Origin of the sequence: Terrabacter sp. C0L_2 (genome assembly GCF_036352015.1) — a bacterium.
Taxonomy (GTDB): domain Bacteria; phylum Actinomycetota; class Actinomycetes; order Actinomycetales; family Dermatophilaceae; genus Terrabacter; species Terrabacter tumescens.
This window is the reverse complement of record NZ_CP143557.1, coordinates 2,870,242-2,887,210: the sequence shown is the minus strand read 5'-3', so window position 1 is coordinate 2,887,210 and position 16,969 is coordinate 2,870,242. Positions and strand designations below refer to the sequence as shown.

The 16,969-nt window shown below is 72.3% G+C and carries 16 protein-coding genes; all 16 read right to left on the bottom strand.

All coding sequences use genetic code 11. The features are described from left to right. Nucleotides 1-391: 391 nt before the first annotated feature. The gene (gene tyrS, locus U5C87_RS13180) at nucleotides 392-1,651 is read right to left on the bottom strand and encodes a tyrosine--tRNA ligase (protein ID WP_330473015.1); all 1,260 of its coding nucleotides are present in this window, start codon (nucleotides 1,649-1,651) and stop codon (nucleotides 392-394) included. Between the two features lie 111 nt (nucleotides 1,652-1,762). Continuing rightward, complete coding sequence (locus U5C87_RS13175; RefSeq protein WP_330473014.1) at nucleotides 1,763-2,386, bottom strand: DNA-3-methyladenine glycosylase; 624 nt, start codon at nucleotides 2,384-2,386, stop codon at nucleotides 1,763-1,765. After that, a complete protein-coding gene (locus U5C87_RS13170) occupies nucleotides 2,383-3,021 on the bottom strand; it encodes a DNA-3-methyladenine glycosylase (RefSeq protein WP_330473013.1) in 639 nt (212 codons plus the stop codon). The genes U5C87_RS13175 and U5C87_RS13170 overlap by 4 nt, the downstream gene beginning before the upstream one ends. A gap of 22 nt (nucleotides 3,022-3,043) precedes the next feature. Then, nucleotides 3,044-4,525, bottom strand: coding sequence for an argininosuccinate lyase (gene argH / locus U5C87_RS13165; protein ID WP_330473012.1), 1,482 nt, complete (start codon nucleotides 4,523-4,525; stop codon nucleotides 3,044-3,046). 79 nt (nucleotides 4,526-4,604) lie between these two features. After that, a complete protein-coding gene (gene argR, locus U5C87_RS13160; RefSeq protein WP_330473011.1) occupies nucleotides 4,605-5,090 on the bottom strand; it encodes an arginine repressor in 486 nt (161 codons plus the stop codon). Next, complete coding sequence (locus U5C87_RS13155) at nucleotides 5,087-6,280, bottom strand: acetylornithine transaminase (RefSeq protein WP_330473010.1); 1,194 nt, start codon at nucleotides 6,278-6,280, stop codon at nucleotides 5,087-5,089. Before U5C87_RS13155 ends, argR begins: the two co-directional genes overlap by 4 nt. Continuing rightward, a complete protein-coding gene (argB, locus tag U5C87_RS13150; RefSeq protein ID WP_330473009.1) occupies nucleotides 6,277-7,365 on the bottom strand; it encodes an acetylglutamate kinase in 1,089 nt (362 codons plus the stop codon). Before argB ends, U5C87_RS13155 begins: the two co-directional genes overlap by 4 nt. After that, nucleotides 7,362-8,531: a bifunctional glutamate N-acetyltransferase/amino-acid acetyltransferase ArgJ gene (argJ, locus tag U5C87_RS13145; protein WP_330473008.1), complete on the bottom strand. Its 1,170-nt coding sequence runs from the start codon at nucleotides 8,529-8,531 to the stop codon at nucleotides 7,362-7,364. Before argJ ends, argB begins: the two co-directional genes overlap by 4 nt. Further along, a complete protein-coding gene (argC, locus tag U5C87_RS13140) occupies nucleotides 8,528-9,574 on the bottom strand; it encodes an N-acetyl-gamma-glutamyl-phosphate reductase (protein WP_330476692.1) in 1,047 nt (348 codons plus the stop codon). The genes argJ and argC overlap by 4 nt, the downstream gene beginning before the upstream one ends. A gap of 42 nt (nucleotides 9,575-9,616) precedes the next feature. Then, on the bottom strand, nucleotides 9,617-12,175 hold the full coding sequence (gene pheT / locus U5C87_RS13135) for a phenylalanine--tRNA ligase subunit beta (protein WP_330473007.1): 2,559 nt from the start codon (nucleotides 12,173-12,175) through the stop codon (nucleotides 9,617-9,619). Nucleotide 12,176: 1 nt separating this feature from the next. Next, entirely contained in the window at nucleotides 12,177-13,286 is a 1,110-nt protein-coding gene (gene pheS, locus U5C87_RS13130) for a phenylalanine--tRNA ligase subunit alpha (RefSeq protein WP_330473006.1), read from the bottom strand. Between the two features lie 121 nt (nucleotides 13,287-13,407). Continuing rightward, nucleotides 13,408-14,493: a sensor histidine kinase gene (locus U5C87_RS13125; protein ID WP_330473005.1), complete on the bottom strand. Its 1,086-nt coding sequence runs from the start codon at nucleotides 14,491-14,493 to the stop codon at nucleotides 13,408-13,410. A 153-nt stretch (nucleotides 14,494-14,646) separates the two neighbouring features. Beyond that, nucleotides 14,647-15,450: a TrmH family RNA methyltransferase gene (locus tag U5C87_RS13120; RefSeq protein ID WP_330473004.1), complete on the bottom strand. Its 804-nt coding sequence runs from the start codon at nucleotides 15,448-15,450 to the stop codon at nucleotides 14,647-14,649. Nucleotides 15,451-15,496: 46 nt separating this feature from the next. Next, entirely contained in the window at nucleotides 15,497-15,889 is a 393-nt protein-coding gene (gene rplT, locus U5C87_RS13115) for a 50S ribosomal protein L20 (RefSeq protein WP_030199936.1), read from the bottom strand. Between the two features lie 96 nt (nucleotides 15,890-15,985). Beyond that, nucleotides 15,986-16,180, bottom strand: a complete 195-nt coding sequence (gene rpmI, locus U5C87_RS13110; RefSeq protein ID WP_020144695.1) for a 50S ribosomal protein L35 — start codon at nucleotides 16,178-16,180, stop codon at nucleotides 15,986-15,988. Nucleotides 16,181-16,273: 93 nt separating this feature from the next. Further along, the gene (gene infC, locus U5C87_RS13105; protein WP_330473003.1) at nucleotides 16,274-16,897 is read right to left on the bottom strand and encodes a translation initiation factor IF-3; all 624 of its coding nucleotides are present in this window, start codon (nucleotides 16,895-16,897) and stop codon (nucleotides 16,274-16,276) included. Between the last annotated feature and the right edge of the window lie 72 nt (nucleotides 16,898-16,969).

The window sequence follows — 16,969 nt, the reverse complement described above, 5'->3', positions numbered from 1 at the left end:
AGGAGGCCTCCGGGGCAACCCTTCAAACTTACCCGCCGCGACCCGGCCAGTCAAACCCGCGGCCAGCCCCATCGGGGCGACCCAGGCGACCAGCTCGGAACGAGCGGTTCCTGCTCTCCAAGGCTACCCGACTCCGTCAGGTGCCTCAGACCATTCTCGTCAACCCCGGGACCGGCCAACTTCGCTCGCGATGACTCGCTCCGCGGTGGCGTCCGTTCCTCCCTGTCGGGCTGACGAAGAGAACGTTAGCCCGCCCCTCCGGGCAAACACAAATCCGCGCCGGCTCGAGGTCGTCCTGACAGCGCGAAAGGACGGATCCCCGTGCGCTTCAACGGGATCCGCCCTTTCAGCGGTCAGGATCGGCTCACCGAGAGCCCGTCCCACGCGTGAATCACGCCCGACGGGCCGCCGCGAGGTTGCGTCGTCCGCGCTTGATGACGGCGACCGTGCCGTGCAGGAAGTCGTCCTCCCCCAGCACGCGCTCGGGGTCGGTGAGCTTGACGTTGTTGAGCGACGCCCCGCCCTCGCCGATCGCCCGCCGGGCGCTGTTGCGGGAGTCCACGAGGCCGACCGCCACGAGGGCGTCCACCACCGAGGTCCCCACTGACACCTGGGCACCCGGCAGCTCGGACGTCGCGTCACCGAGGGTCTGTGCGTCGAGCCCTCCGAGGTCGCCCTTGCCGAACAGTGCCTCCGACGCCGCCTGGACCGCGGCGGTGGCCGCCGCCCCGTGCACGAGCGTCGTGATGTCGGCTGCCAGGGTCTTCTGGGCCGCACGGCGGAAGGGTTCCTCGGCAACCTGCCGCTCGAGCTCGGCGACCTCCTCGGGCGAACGGTCGGTGAAGACCTTGAGCAGCGACACCACCGAGGCGTCCTCGATGTTGAGGAAGTACTGGTAGAAGGCGTACGGGCTCGTCATGTCGGCGCTCAGCCAGACGGCGTTGCCCTCCGACTTGCCGAACTTGTTGCCGGCGGCGTCGGTGAGCAGCGGGGTCGTCAGCAGGTGCACCGCCTGCCCCTCCGCGCGGTGGATGAGGTCCACGCCCGCCGTGAGGTTGCCCCACTGGTCGCTGCCACCGGTCTGCAGGGTGCAGCCGTACTCGCGGTAGAGGTGGAGGTAGTCGAACCCCTGCAGCAGCTGGTAGCTGAACTCGGTGTACGAGATGCCCTCGTTGCTCTCGAGCCGGGTGGCGATCGCGTCCTTCTTGATCATCTGGTTGACGCGGAAGTGCTTGCCGACCTCGCGCAGGAAGTCGAGGGCCGTCAGCGACGCCGTCCAGTCCAGGTTGTCGACGAGGATCGCGGGGTTGTCGCCGTCGAAGTCGAGGAACGGCTGCACCAGGGTCTCGATGCGCGCGACGTTCGCCGCCGTCTGCTCCTTGGTCTTGAGCACGCGCTCCGACGTCGGCTTCGGGTCGCCGATGAGACCGGTCGACCCGCCGACGAGGCAGATGACCCGGTGCCCGGCGCGCTGGAAGTGCCGCAGGACGACGAGCTGCACGAGGTTGCCGAAGTGCAGCGAGGGCGCGGTCGGGTCGAACCCGCAATACAGCGTGAGGGGTCCCTCAGCGAGTGCTTCGCGCAGCGCCGCCTCGTCGGTGGACTGTGCCACCAGGCCGCGCCACTGCAGCTCGTCGAAGATGTCCGTCACGGGTATCGGTGTCCTCTCGTCAGCGTGGGCTCCCTGCCCACCCGGACACAGCCTGCCGTATGCCGTGACGGGCGGGCCACCGAGTACCGCGCCGGTCCCGGATGCCGGGCGTCAGCCCGACGGGCGAGAGCGCCGTCGGGTCGCGCCCGGGCGGTACGCCGAGACCGTCGGGTCGCCGTCGTGCCAGAACCGCCAGGGGTATGCCGTCCCGTCCCCGCCGGGGCCGCTGACGCCCACCCGTGGCCCGGTGCGCACGACGGCTCCGGGGTCCGCTTCTCCGGGCTCGAGGACGAGCTCGGAGCCGCTCGCGCAGGCGTCGACCCCCGAGAGCGAGCCGCTGACCGCGAGGGCGCTCGTCAGCCGACCCGGGCCGCGGCACCAGTCCCTCTCGCGCACACCCGGCCGCCTCGCGGCCGCGACGGCGTGACCAGCCACGACCTCCCCCGCCCGGAGGAGGACGACGTCGGGGACGCCCACGTCGCTCGTCACGACGCACAGCATCCAGTGTTGGCCGTAGGTGAAGTAGACGAAGGCGTGACCGGGCGGGCCGAAGACGGGCGCGTTGTGCCGGGTCGGCCGGCTCAGCACGCGGGACGCCGGGTCGACCAGACCGGCATACGCCTCCGTCTCGGTGATCCGCACGGTGACACCGCCGTGCCGGACGTGCCGTCCGAGCAGGTCTGCAGCGACCTCGAGCACCGGCCGCGCGAAGAAGGCCCGCGGGAGGCGCGTCACGTGCGGCGGCGCCGGACGACCCCGGGACGGTAGGCCGACACGTTCGGGTCGGCGTCGACCCAGAAGCGCCACGGGAACGCCTCCCCGTCTCCCCCGGGACCACTGACGCCCACCCGTGGCCCGACGCGCACGCGCCCCGGGTCGACCGGCTCACCCTCGGACACGACGAGGTCGATGGGCTCCCCGACGAGGGGCCGGCAGAAGTCGCGGCCCGTGTGCTCCTTCGTCATGGCGAGCGCCTGACCGAGGCGTCCCGGCCCACGAGCCCAGTCCCGCTCGCGCACCGGACCCCGGCGGGAGCGCACGAGGTCGTGGCCGGCGACGACCTCACCGGCACGCACGAGCACCGCCGAGGCCGAACCCTCCTGCCCGACGACGAGGTTGACGCACCAGTGGTGCCCGTAGGTGAAGTAGACGTAGGTGAACCCGGGAGGGCCGAACATCGGGCGGGTGCGCGGCGTCTCCCCCCGGTAGGCGTGCGACCCGGGATCGACCTCGCCGGCATACGCCTCGAGCTCGGTCAGGCGCAGCACGACACCGCCGAACGACAGGTGGCGACCGAGCAGCTCGGGCGCGACCTCGACGGACGGTCGGGCGAAGAACTCTCGGGGTAGCCGGGCGTCGACGGGACTCACCGACGACACGCTAACCGTCGGCTCAGACAGTCGTGGACGTCCAGGCGCGGGCGTCGGACAGGCGACCGCGCGCTGCGGCGAGCTGCTCGGCCACCCGGACGGGTGCCGTGCCGCCGGCGGCGTCGCGCGACGCGAGGGACCCCTCGACGGACAGCACGGAACGCACCTCCGGCGTCAGGTGCTCGCTGATGCGCGCGAAGTCCTCGTCCGTCAGGTCCCACAGCTCGATGCCCCGCGGCTCGCACTCGCGCACGCACGCGCCGGCCACCTCGTGGGCGACGCGGAACGGAACCCCCTGTCGCACCAGCCATTCCGCGATGTCGGTGGCGAGGGCGAAGCCCTGCGGCGCCAGCGACTCGAGCCGCTCGGTGTTGAACGTCAGGGTGTCGACCATCCCCGAGAACGCCGGCAGGAGGACCTCGAGCGTGTCGACGGCGTCGAAGACCGGCTCCTTGTCCTCCTGCAGGTCACGATTGTAGGCGAGCGGCAGCGCCTTGAGCGTCGTCAGCAGACCGGCGAGGTCACCGACGAGACGACCCGCCTTGCCGCGCGCGAGCTCCGCGACGTCGGGGTTCTTCTTCTGCGGCATGATGCTCGACCCCGTCGAGTACGAGTCGTGCAGCGTGACGAAGGAGAACTCCTTGGTCGCCCAGAGCACGACCTCCTCGGCGATCCGCGAGATGTCGACGGCGGTCATCGCCGACACGAACGAGAACTCCGCGACGAAGTCGCGCGAGGCGGTGCCGTCGATGGAGTTCTCCACGGCGTGGGCGAAGCCGAGGTCGTGGGCAACGGCCTCCGGGTCGAGACCGAGCGACGAGCCGGCGAGGGCTCCGGAGCCGTAGGGCGAGGCGTTGGCGCGGACGTCCCAGTCACGCAGGCGGTCGACGTCGCGCAACAGCGCCCAGGCGTGCGCGAGCAGGTGGTGCGAGAGCAGCACGGGCTGGGCGTGCTGCAGGTGGGTGCGTCCCGGCATCGCGACCCCGAGGTGGCGGTCGGCCTGCGCCACGAGCGCGTCGACGACGTCGAGGACGAGGCCACCGACGACGCGTGCGTGCTCACGGAGGTACATCCGGAAGAGGGTCGCCACCTGGTCGTTGCGCGACCGGCCGGCACGCAGGCGGCCGCCGAGGTCGGTGCCGACGCGCTCGATGAGACCGCGCTCGAGGGCGGTGTGGACGTCCTCGTCGTCCTCTGCGGGCGTGAACGCGCCGGAGAGGACATCGGCCTCGAGCGCGTCGAGGCCCTCGAGCATCCCGGTGAGGTGCTCGGCGGACAGCAGGCCGGCCGAGTGCAGCACGCGGGCGTGCGCCCGCGAGCCGGCGATGTCCTGCGGGGCGAGGCGCCAGTCGAAGTGGGTGCTCTTGGACAGGGCCGCGAGCGCCTGGTCGGGACCGCCGGCGAAACGGCCGCCCCAGAGGCTCACCCGCGCGGCGCCGGCGCTCTGCGCGCCCTTGGCGCCTTCGTCGCCGTCGGCGGCACTCGTGCGGGTGGGGTCGGTCATCGCGGGGTCTCCTCGTGGGTGGGGTCTTCGTCGTGGGGCGGCGGTGCGCCCGGCCAGGCGCGCGGCAGGTGGTTCTGGTTCAGTCTCGCGTGCCCGCGAGGGTCTGGAGGCGTTCGGCCACCGCTGCGGCCTGGTCGGCGCTGCCGGTGACGAGCAGGATCGTGTCGTCGCCGGCGATGGTGCCGACCACCTCGGGGTCCCGCGCCTGGTCGATGGCGGACGCGAGGTAGTTGGCCGCACCGGGCGGCGTGCGCAGCACGACGAGGTTGACGGCGGCCACGGCCGAGACGAGCAGCTCCTCGCACGTGCGTCGCAACCGGGCCGAGGCCGCGTCGCCGATGGACCCGACCGCGGCCACCTCACCGCCCTCTCCCGGGACGGCATACGCCAGGGCGCGACCGCGCCGCACCTTGACGGCGCCGAGCTCGACGAGGTCGCGCGAGAGGGTCGCCTGGGTGACCTCGGTGCCCTCGGCGGCGAGCAGGTCGGACAGCTCACCCTGGCTGTGCACCTCGTGCGCTCCGAGCAGCTCGACGATGCGGCGCTGGCGCTGCGTGCGGCTCACGGCGTCGCCTCGCCTGCTGCCCGGGCGGCCTCGAGGATCGCCGGGAGGGCGTCGAGGAAGCCCTGCAGCTCGTCCGCGGAGAGAACGAGCGGGGGCGCCAGGCGCAGCGCCGTCGGGGTGACGGCGTTGACGATGAAGCCCGCGTCACGCGCCGCCGCCATGACGGCATGAGCGGGTATGCCGTCCAGCTCGATCGCGCGCAGCAGGCCGCGTCCCCGCGTGCCGGCGACCCCGTCGACGTCGACGTGGTCGAGCAGGGCGCCCACGTCACGCACGTGCTCGAGCAGGTGGTCGCGCTCGATCGTGTCGAGGACGGCGAGCCCGGCCGCGCACGCGAGGGGGTTGCCCCCGAAGGTCGTGCCGTGCTGCCCGGCCGTCAGCATCCCCGTGACCTCGGGACCGAAGGTGACGAGGGCGCCGATCGGTACGCCGCCGCCCAGCCCCTTCGCCAGGGTCATCGCGTCGGGCACGATGCCCGAGGCCTGGTGGGCGAACCAGTGGCCGGTGCGGCCGACCCCCGTCTGGATCTCGTCGACGACGAGGAGGGCCCCGTGCGCACTCGTCAACTCGCGCGCCAGCCGCAGGTAGTCGGCGCTCAGCTCACGCACGCCGGCCTCGCCCTGGATCGGCTCCACGAAGAGGGCCGCGGTGCTGTCGTCGATCGCCGCCCGGAGCGCGTCGTCATCGTTGGGCGGGACGAAGACCACTCCGGGGATGAGCGGCTCGAACGGCTCGCGGTAGGCCGCCTTGTGCGTCAGCGCGAGCGCGCCCGTCGAACGTCCGTGGAACGAGCCCTCGAGAGCCACGATGCGGCTGCGGCCCGTGCGACGCGAGAGCTTGATCGCGGCCTCGGTCGCCTCGGTGCCGGAGTTGGCGAAGAACACACCTGAGCCGGCGGGCGCCGCCGCGACGGCGAGGATGCGCTCGGCGAGGGCGATGGCCGGCTCGGACGTGAAGAAGTTCGAGACGTGGATCGCGGCCTCGGCCTGCTTCGCGACGGCCTGCACGAGCGCGGGGTGGCCGTGGCCGAGGGCGTTGACGGCGATGCCGGACAGCAGGTCGAGGTAGCGCCTCCCGTCGACGTCGGTGACCCAGCAGCCGTGACCGGAGGCGAGGACGAGCTGCGGCGTGCCGAACACCTGGACCATCGCGCCGGCGTAGCGGTCGATCAGGTCGTGTCCCGCGGTCATGAGGTCTCCTCGGCGGTCGGTGTCGGCGTCGACGAGCTCGACGAGTCGCTCGACGGGTCGCTCGACGAGGCACTCGACCGGGATGACGCAGGAGCGGGCTCGGACCCGGTGATGTCGGGCAGCACCATGGTGCCGATCCCCTCGTCGGTGAAGATCTCGAGCAGAATCGAGTGCGGCTTGCGGCCGTCGACGACGTGCGTCTGGGGCACGCCACCCTCGACGGCCCGGATGCAGGCCTCGAGCTTGGGGACCATGCCGTGGTCGACGCGCGAGAGCAGCTCGCGGGCGGCGCTCAGCGTGATCGTCGACAGCAGGGACCCGCGGTCGGGCCAGTCGGCGTAGATGCCCTCGACGTCGGTGAGCACGACGAGCTTCTCGGCCCCGAGGGCGACGGCGATGGCGGCCGCCGCGGTGTCGGCGTTGACGTTGAGCACCTGCCCCTCGACGTCGAGGTCGGGAGCGACGGTGGAGACGACCGGCACGCGCCCGGCGTCGAGGATGTCGAGGATCGCCGAGGGGTTGACGCTCTCGACGTCACCGACGAGGCCGAGGTCGACCTCCTCGCCGTCGACGACGGTGCCGCGGCGGCGGGCGCCGAGCAGCGACGCGTCCTCGCCCGAGAGGCCCACGGCGATCGGGCCGTGCTGGTTGAGCAGTCCGACGAGCTCGCGCCCGACCTGACCGGTGAGCACCATGCGCACGACGTCCATGACCTCGGGGGTCGTGACCCGCAGGCCACCCTTGAACTCGCTCTCGAGGCCCACCCGTTCGAGCATGGCCTTGATCTGCGGGCCGCCGCCGTGGACGACGACGGGACGCAGGCCGGCATACCGCAGGAAGGCGATGTCCTCGGCGAAGGCTGCCTTGAGGTCGTCGTCGACCATGGCGTTGCCGCCGTACTTGACGACGACGAGGGCGCCGCGGAAGCGCTCGAGCCAGGGCAGCGCCTCCACGAGCGTCGCCGCCTTGCCCGCTGCGACCCGGACGGCGGCGGCGTCGATGAGCCCGCGAACGTGGGACGGCGTCGTGCCGCGGTCGGCCGAGGGCGGCGGCGTGACCGGACCGGTGGCGTTCGGGCGGCTCATGTGCTGTACGCCGAGTTCTCGTGGACGTAGTCGTGGGTGAGGTCGTTGGTCCAGATCGTGGCCGCCTCGGAGCCGGCGTGCAGGTCGACGAGGACGTGGACCTCGCGCTCGGTGAGGTCCACGAGCGAGCGGTCCTCGCCCACTCCCCCGGACCGGCACACCGCGACCCCGTTCATCGAGACGTCGAGGGCGGCCGCGTCGAAGGCGGCGCGGGTCGTGCCGACGGCGGCCAGCACCCGACCCCAGTTGGGGTCGTAGCCGAAGATCGCGCACTTGAAGAGGTTGTTGCGGGCGACGGCACGCCCCACCTCGAGGGCGTCGTCGACGCTCGCGGCCCCGACCACCTCGATGGCGATGTCGTGGGCCGCCCCCTCGGCGTCGGCGATGAGCTGCCGGGCGAGGTCGGAGCAGACCCCGGTCAGGGCCTCGGTGAGCCCGGCCCGGTCGACCGACACACCCGACGCCCCGGACGCGAGGACGACGACGGTGTCGTTGGTCGACATGCAGGCGTCGGAGTCGATCCGGTCGAACGAGACGGCCGTCGCGGCGCGCAGGGCGGCGTCGAGGTCGTCGCGGTCGACGACGGCGTCGGTCGTCACGACGACGAGCATCGTCGCGAGCGCCGGGGCGAGCATGCCCGCGCCCTTGGCCATGCCGGAGACCGACCAGCCCGCGCCGGCGTGCGAGGCCACCTTGTGCACGGTGTCGGTCGTCTTGATCGCGACCGCGGCGTCCTCGTGGCCTTCCGGCGAGAGGGCAGCGGCGGCGGCGTCGACGCCCGAGACGATCTTGTCCATCGGCAGGAGCTCGCCGATGAGACCGGTAGAGCAGACAACGACGTCGCCCGCGGAGAGGCCGAGGACCTCGGCGACGTGCTCGGCGGTGCGGTGCGTGTCGAGGAAGCCCTGGCCGCCCGTGCATGCGTTGGCGCCACCGGAGTTGAGGACGACGGCGTCGACCCGTCCGTCGGCGACCACCTGGCGCGACCACGTCACCGGCGCCGCCTCGACGCGGTTGGTCGTGAAGACCGCGGCCGCATGGTGGTCGGGGCCGTCGTTGACGACGAGAGCGAGGTCGGGGGTGCCGCTCGCCTTGAGCCCGGCGGTGACACCGGACGCCCGGAAGCCTGCGGGCAGCCGGACGGTGCCGGCGGCGGTGCTCGTCATGGTGCGACTCCTGCGATCGGGAGGCCGAGGGTCTCCTCGAGACCCAGGGCGAGGTTGGCGCACTGCACGGCCGCGCCGGCGGTGCCCTTGGTGAGGTTGTCGATGGCCGACACGACGACGACCCGGCCGAGGCGCTCGTCGACGGTCACCTGGAGCTGCACGTGGTTGCTGCCGACGACCGAGGCCGTCGCGGGCCACGAGCCCTCGGGCAGGACGTGGACGAAGGGCTCGTCGGCGTAGGCCGACTCCCACGCGGCACGCACCGACGCGGGGTCGGTGCCGGGGCGCAGACGAGCCGTGCACGTCGCGAGGATCCCTCGGGGCATCGGCGCGAGGGTCGGCGTGAACGAGACCGTCACGGTCTCCCCCGCGGCGCGGGAGAGATTCTGCTCGATCTCGGGGGTGTGCCGGTGGACACCACCGACGCCGTAGGGCGACATCGAGCCCATCACCTCGCTGCCGAGCAGGTGCGGCTTGAGGGACTTGCCGGCGCCGGACGTGCCGGAGGCCGCCACGACGACGACGTCGTCGGCCTCGAGCAGGCCGGCGGCGAAGCCGGGTGCCAGCGCGAGGGAGATGCCGGTCGGGTAGCAGCCCGGGACGGCGACGCGGGTCGCGCCGGCCAGCCGCTCGCGCTGCACCGAGCCGGCCGGCCCGGGGAGCTCGGGGAGCCCGTAGGGCCACGACCCGGCATACGCGGTGTCGTAGAAGGACGTCCACGCGCTCTCGGACTCGAGGCGGAAGTCCGCCCCGCAGTCGATGACGACGACGCCGTCGGGCAGCTGGGCGGCGAGGGCGCCCGAGTGCCCGTGCGGCAGCGCGAGGAAGACGACGTCGTGCCCGGCCAGCGTGTCGACGCTGGTCGGCTCGAGCACGCGGTCCGCGAGCGGGACGAGGTGCGGGTGCACCGCCCCCAGCCGCTCGCCTGCGCTGCTGGCCGCCGTCACGGCGCCGACCTCGAACTGCGGGTGGGCGAGCAGCAGCCGGAGGATCTCTCCTCCGGCGTAGCCGCTCGCCCCCGCCACTGCTGCCCTGATCACGATGCATGACTATACACGTCTATGCATATTCGTGCATTCAGGGTCTCAGCGCTGCACGGCCCCCGTCGCCGTGGCCGCCGCCGCGACCGCCGCGTCGCGGAAGCCGTTGACCTCGTCGGTCGTCAGCGTCCGATCGGCGGCACGGAACGTGAGGCGGTAGGCCAGGGACCGGTGCCCCGCCTCGATGCGCTCGCCCTTGTAGACGTCGAAGAGGACGACCGACTCGAGCGACTCCCCCGCACCGGAGCGCAGGGCGGCCTCGACATCGGCGGCGGCCACGTCGGTCGCGACGAGCAGGGCGATGTCGGTCATCGCCGGCGGGAACGTCGAGAACGCGCGGGCCTGGACGGGCTCGGCGCTCGCGGCGACGAGCACGTCGACGTCGAACTCGGCCGCCACGGTGCGAGCCGGCAGGTCGAGGGCGGCAATGACCTTGGGGTGCAGCTCACCCGCGTGGCCGACGAGCGTGCCGTCGGCGAGCGTGATCCGCGCGCACCGTCCCGGGTGCCACGGCGCGTGGCCCGGGTCGTTGGCGACGACGACCGGCACCGCGAGCGCTGCCGCGGCCGTCTGCACCGCAGCGACCATGTCGCTCCAGTCGGCGGCGCGTCCCGGACCCCACCAGCCCGCCTGCTCGGCCTGGCCGGTCGCGAGGATGCCGGCACGACGCGGCTGGGCGGGCACGGCGGCATACAGTTGCTCGAGCGTCCCGGCATCGGGCCGGGAGGCCACACCCGGGATCGGCGCCGTGCCGAGCGGTCCGCCCGGACGGAAGACGAGACCCAGCTCGTAGATCGCGACGTCCTTGTGGCCGCGGGCGACGTTGCGGCGCAGGGTGTCGACGAGGCTCGCGAGGACGGACGTGCGCAGCAGCGGCCGCTCCTCGGACAGCGGGTTGGCCAGCCGGACCGCCTGTCGACGGTCGTCGTCGGCGGGCAGCATGAGCTGGTCCGCGAGCTCCTCGGAGACGAACGGGTAGCTGAGGACCTCGGTCAGCCCGGCCCCGGCGAGGGCGTCGGCGACGACGCGCCGGGCCTTCTGCTCATGGGTCAGGCCGCGGCCGTCGCTGGGCGTCGGGGTGATCGACGGGATGTTGTTGTAGCCGTCGATCCGCGCGACCTCCTCCGCGTAGTCCGGAGCGTCGACGAGGTCGGGGCGCCACGACGGCGGCGTCACGAGCACGTGCGTCTCGTCGGTGCCCTCGCCGGACTCCTCGACCCGGCAGCCGAGGTCGCGCAGGATGCCGACGACGCGCTCACGCGGGTAGTCGACGCCGACGATGCGGGCGGGCTCGGTGACGTCGAGGAGGTATGCCGTGCGCTCCGTCGTGCGGTCGACGTCGGTCACGCCGTCGTCGACGGTGCCGCCACCGTGCTCGACGAGCAGGTCGACCGCGAGCTGCGCCGCGGCCGCCGTCACCTTGGGGTCGACGCCGCGCTCGAAGCGCTTGGACGCCTCGGTGACGAGACGGTGTCGCCGCGACGAGCGCGCGACCGTGGTCGGGTCGAAGTGCGCCGCCTCGATGAGGACGTCGGTCGTCGCGTCGGTGACCTCCGAGGAGGCGCCGCCCATGACGCCGGCGATGGCGAGCGGCTGCTCGCCGCCGTCGGTGATGAGCAGGTCGTCGGCGTGCAGGGTGCGCTCGACGTCGTCGAGGGTCGTCAGCTTCTCGCCGACCCGTGCGCGTCGCACGACGATCGAGCCGGAGAGCCGGTCGACGTCGAAGGCGTGCAGCGGCTGGCCCACGGCGAGCATGACGTAGTTGGTGACGTCGACCGCGAGCGAGATGGGACGCATGCCCATCTGCGTCAGGCGCTTGCTCATCCACGCCGGTGACGGGCGCGTCGGGTCGATGCCCCGCACGATGCGCGCGACGTAGCGGTCGCAGCCGTCGTTGCCGTCGATGGCCGAGTCGTCCTTGAGCTCCACCGGGTAGCCCCCGGCGGTGGCAGGCGGCGCCGCCACGTCGGCCGGGTCGCGGTAGCCGCCCTCCGGGCTGCCCTGGGCGTGCCAGTACTCGCGGGCGAGGCCGCGCACCGAGAAGCAGTAGCCGCGGTCGGGCGTCACGTTGGTCTCGACGGTCTCCTCGCCGAGCCCGAGCAGCGCGATGGCGTCGTCGCCGGGCTGCACCGTCGCGGCCTTCTCGTCGCCGAGCAGGCGGCTGAGCACGATGATGCCCTCGTGGTCGTGGCCCAGGCCGATCTCGTCCTCGGCGCAGATCATCCCGTTGGAGACGTGGCCGTAGGTCTTGCGCGCGGCGATGGCGAAGCCACCGGGCAGCACGGCGCCGGGCAGGACGCACACGACGAGGTCGCCGACCTCGAAGTTGTGCGCGCCGCAGACGATCTCCTGGTGCTTGCCCTCGGTCAGCATCTGGCCGTTCTGGCCGACGTCGACGGTGCACCAGCGGATCGTCTTGCCGTTCTTCTGCGGCTCGAGCTCGAAGGACAGGACGCGGCCCACGACGAGCGGACCCGTGATGTCGCCACCGTGGAGGTCCTCCTCCTCGAGACCCACGCGCACGAGGCTGGCGGCCACGTCGGCGCCCCGGGCCCCGGGCGCGAGGTCGGTGTACTCGGCGAGCCAGCTGAGCGGCATACGCATGTCAGACCCCCATCCCGAACTGCTGCGAGAAGCGGACGTCGCCCTCGACGATCTCGTGCATCCCCTGGACCCCGTGGCGCAGCTGGAGCGCCCGCTCGATGCCGAGCCCGAACGCGAAGCCGGAGTAGACGTCGGGGTCGATGCCGCACGTGCGCAGCACCTTGCGGTTGACCATGCCCGAGCCACCGAGCTCGATCCAGCCCGAGCCGCCGCAGGTGCGGCACGGCTCGGCGCTCCCCCAGGTCTCCTCGCCGTGGCAGGCGAAGCAGAGGAAGTCGGTCTCCATGCTGGGCTCGGTGAAGGGGAAGTAGTTGGCGCGGACGCGGGTGCGCGTCTCCTCGCCGAACATGATGCGGACGAACGCGTCGAGCGCGCCGCGCAGGTGGGCCATGGTCAGGCCCTTGTCGATGGCGAGGCACTCGATCTGGTGGAAGACCGGCGTGTGCGTCGCGTCGAGGTCGTCGGTGCGGAAGACCTTGCCCGGGGCCACGATGTAGATCGGCGGCTCCTTCTCGAGCATCGTGCGGATCTGCACCGGCGACGTCTGCGTGCGCAGGACGAGCCCCGAGTCGACCGGGTCGAGGAAGAAGGTGTCCTGCATCTGCCGCGCAGGGTGGTCCGGCCCGAGGTTGAGGGCGTCGAAGTTGAGCCACTCGCTCTCGAGCTCGGGGCCCTCGGCGACCTCCCAGCCCATGCCGACGAACGCGTCGACGAGGCGTTGGGCGACGAGCTCGATGGGGTGGCGCGCACCGGGTGCGCGCCGGAGCGCGGGCACGGTGACGTCGACCCGCTCCTCGACGAGGATGCGCTCGTCGCGCTCGGCCTCCAGCTCGGCCTGGCGGGCCGTCAGGGCCTGACCGACCCGGCCCCGGGCCTGGCCGACGCGCTTGCCGGCCTCGGCCTTGGCGCTCGGCGGCAGCGCACCGATCTCGCGGTTGGCGAGGGCGAGGGGGCTCTTCTCCCCCTGGTGCGCGATGCGCACGGCCTTGAGGTCGTCGAGGGACGCGGCGGCGGCGATGGCCGTCAGGGCGTCCTGCACCGCTGCGTCGACGTTCGCCGGGTCGAGCGCGGAGACCTCGACCGGGTCGTAGTTCGTGTTGGGTCCGGACATCGGCGTGCGTTCGCTGCTCTCGCTCGGGTGCTGGAGAATGGCTGGGGGGCCTGTCGTGCGGGTGCCCAGTCTAGGGGCGTGCTCGACGTGGCCGGCCGGGCGTCCCGCGGAGGCGGTGGGGTCAGTCGCCGACGACGTCCGGCAGCCCAGCGGGGAGGGCGACGACGAACCGCGCCCCGCCGACCTCGCTGTCGGCGACGACCACCGAGCCGCCGTGGGCTTCGACGAGCCCGCGCACGACGTAGAGGCCGAGGCCGGTGCTCGCGTTGGAGGGTCCGTGCCAGAAGCGTCCGAAGATCTTCTCGCGGTCGGACGGGGGTATGCCGTCCCCCTCGTCGTCGACCTCGACGACGACCGACTCGGGTGCGTCGCCGAGCGCTCCCGCGCGGGCGAGGGTCACCGTCACCTTGCCGGCGCCGTGCAGCAGGCCGTTCTCGATGAGGTTGAAGAAGATCTGCTCGAGGCGGTCGGTGTCGGCCCACATCGGCGGCAGGCCGTGCTCCCGGGCACGGTCACCAAGGCGCAGCTCGACCGTGCCCGTGGACCGGCCCAGCTCGTAGCGCACGACGTGCGTCGTCAGCAGGGCGTGCAGGTCGACCGGCCCCAGCCGGAGGTTGAGGCTGTCGGAGTCGAGCCGGGAGATGTCGAGCAGCTCGGTGATCAGGCGCGTCAGGCGGGTCGCGTCGGCCTCGATCGTCTCGATCATGAGGCGCTTCTGCTCGTCGGTGAAGCGGTCCCAGCGGCGCAGCAGGCTGCTCGTGAAGCCGGTCACCGACGTCAGCGGCGCCCGCAGCTCGTGCGCGACCGTCGAGAGCACCGTGGCCTGGTCGCGCTCGGCGCGCTGCCGGTCCTCGGCGTCACGCAGGCCGAGGATGACGCGCTCGACGGTGTGGTCCCCGTCCGCACGGACGTAGCGGGCGGTGACGAGCACGTCGTGGCCCTTGGGTGAGACGAGCAGCTTCTCGCGGTGGCCCGGCCGGCTGGGCAGCCCGTGCCAGGGGTCGGTGTGCGACCACCAGTCGCGGCCGTACTTGTCGGTCAGGGGCAGGCCGTCCGACAGCCCGCGGCCGACGAGGTCCGCCGCATCGCAGTCGAGGATGCGCAGGGCCTCCGCGTTGGCGAAGTGGATCCGCCGGTCGGCCCCGACGACGACGACCCCGTCGGGCAGCAGCTCGGCCATCCCGGCCACCGGGTCGTCCGTCGTCATGTCGCCTCGGGCGCGGGCGCGCCGGTCCCGTCGACGGAGGTCATGGCCCCGAGGATAGCCACGGGCACACCGGTCCGGGGTGGTCAGGTCCGGTCGGACCTGTCCAGACCTGCTCAGAGCCGGCCGGACCCGCTCAAACTCGGTCAGCGAGCCTCAGAGCGAGGTGCGGCGCGCCTCGGCCGACGCGTAGAGGCAGATCGTCGCCGCCATCGCGAGGTTGAGCGACTCGGCGTGACCGTGGATGGGCACCCGGACGACGTCGTCGCACGCGTCGCGGACCTCCTGCGGAAGGCCCCAGGCCTCGTTGCCCATGACCCAGGCGTGCGAGCCGGAGAGGTCGGCGTCGTGCAGGAGGGTCGTGCCCGCACCGTCGGCCGCGAGCAGACGGACGCCGCGCTCGCGCAGCGCCCGGAGGATGTCCGGCACCGCGCCGCCGACCGAGATGGGGACGTGCCACAGCGAGCCGACCGTCGAGCGGACGACCTTGCTGTTGTAGACGTCGACGCTGGCGTCGCTGACGATCACCGCGTCGGCGCCGGCGGCGTCGGCGCCGCGGATCACGGTCCCGGCGTTGCCGGGGTCGCGGACGTTGGTCAGGACGCACACGAGCGCCCTGGAGGGCAGGTCGGCGAGGAGGTCGTGCAGCGGGAGGTCGAGCACACGGCACACCGCCGCGATCCCCTGCGGCGACTCGGTGTCGCACATGGCGGCGAGCACCTCGGGCGTCACCTCGCTCACCCAGAGGTCGGCGTCGCGGGCGGCCTCGACGATGCCGGCGTGGCGCTGGGCCGCCTCCTCGGTGACGTAGACGTCACGGACGAGGTCGGGCCGGAAGGCGACCGCCTCACGGACGGCCTGCGGCCCCTCGGCGAGGAACTCGCCGGTGCGCGCACGCACCGAGCGCCGGGACAGCGCCCGCACTGCCTTGACCCGATCTGATCGGGGGTTGGTCAGCACGGGGCGTCCCGGCGCTCGATGAGTGCGATCTGCGTTCGGACGACGCTCAGGCGGCGTCGCCGGCGACCTTCGCCTCTGCCTGGGCAGGGACGTTGGCGCGGGAGAGCTCCACGAGGGTGGCGAACGCCGGAGCGTCGTTGACGGCGAGGTCCGCGAGGATCTTGCGGTCGACCTCGACACCAGCGGCCTTGAGGCCCTGCATGAACCGGTTGTAGGTCATGCCGTTGGCGCGGGCCGCAGCGTTGATGCGCTGAATCCACAGGCGACGGAAGTCGCCCTTCTTGGCGCGACGGTCACGGTAGGCGTAACCCAGCGAGTGGGTGACCTGCTCCTTGGCCTTGCGGTACAGACGCGAACGCTGACCGCGGTAACCGCTGGCGCGCTCGAGAACGACGCGACGCTTCTTCTGGGCGTTGACCGCCCGCTTCACGCGTGCCACGTGAATACTCCTTCTCTGCTTGACGCAGTGCTTGCTGCTGCTGGCCTACCGGGGACCCGGCTGCTCAGCGAAGTGCTGATGGGTGGGGGTCCCGGCTCACTTGCCGAGGAGCTTCTTGGCCTTCTTGGCGTCCGGCTTGGCGAGCTCGACGTCGTTCGCGATGGAACGCATCTTCTTGCTCGACTTGTGCTCGAGCAGGTGACGACCGCCGGCCTGCTCACGCATGACCTTGCCGGTGCCGGTGAGGCGGAAACGCTTCTTCGCACCGCTGTGCGTCTTCATCTTCGGCATGGGGGCCGATCTCCTTCGTGTTGCGTGCGTCAGTGGACGCACGTGGTGTGTCGGGCCGGGGGCGTGCACCCTCGGCTGGTCACCGACCGCCGATCACTCGGCAGTGGCGGTGGCCTGGTCGGTCTGCGGGGCCTGCGCCTCGGGCTGCTCGTCGGCCGGGGCCGGCTGGGCTTCCGTGGAGGCATCCTCGGCCGGACGCTGCTCGTGCTGCTCGTGCAGCTCGCGGGAGCGGCGCTGCTCGGCCTTGGCCTCGGCCTTCTTCTTGGTCGGGCCGATCACCATGATCATGTTGCGGCCGTCCTGCTTCGGAGCCGACTCGACGAAGCCGAGCTCGGCGATGTCCTCGGCGAGGCGTTCGAGCAGACGACGACCGAGCTCCGGTCGGCTCTGCTCGCGACCGCGGAACATGATCGTCACCTTGACCTTGTCGCCGGCCTTGAGGAACCGCTCGACGTGGCCCTTCTTGGTGCCATAGTCGTGCGGGTCGATCTTCGGTCGGAGCTTGATCTCCTTGATGACGGTGTTGACCTGGTTCTTGCGCGCTTCCCGTGCCTTCATGGCGGCTTCGTACTTGAACTTGCCGAAGTCCATGAGCTTGGCGACCGGCGGCTTGGCCATGGGGGCCACCTCGACGAGGTCGAGGTTCGCCTCCTCGGCCAGACGCAGCGCGTCCTCGACGCGGACGATGCCGACCTGCTCGCCGTTGGGGCCAACCAAGCGCACTTCCGGGACCCGGATGCGCTCGTTGATGCGAGGCTCGCTGATGTGGTGCTCCTAAGTTCGAGAAAT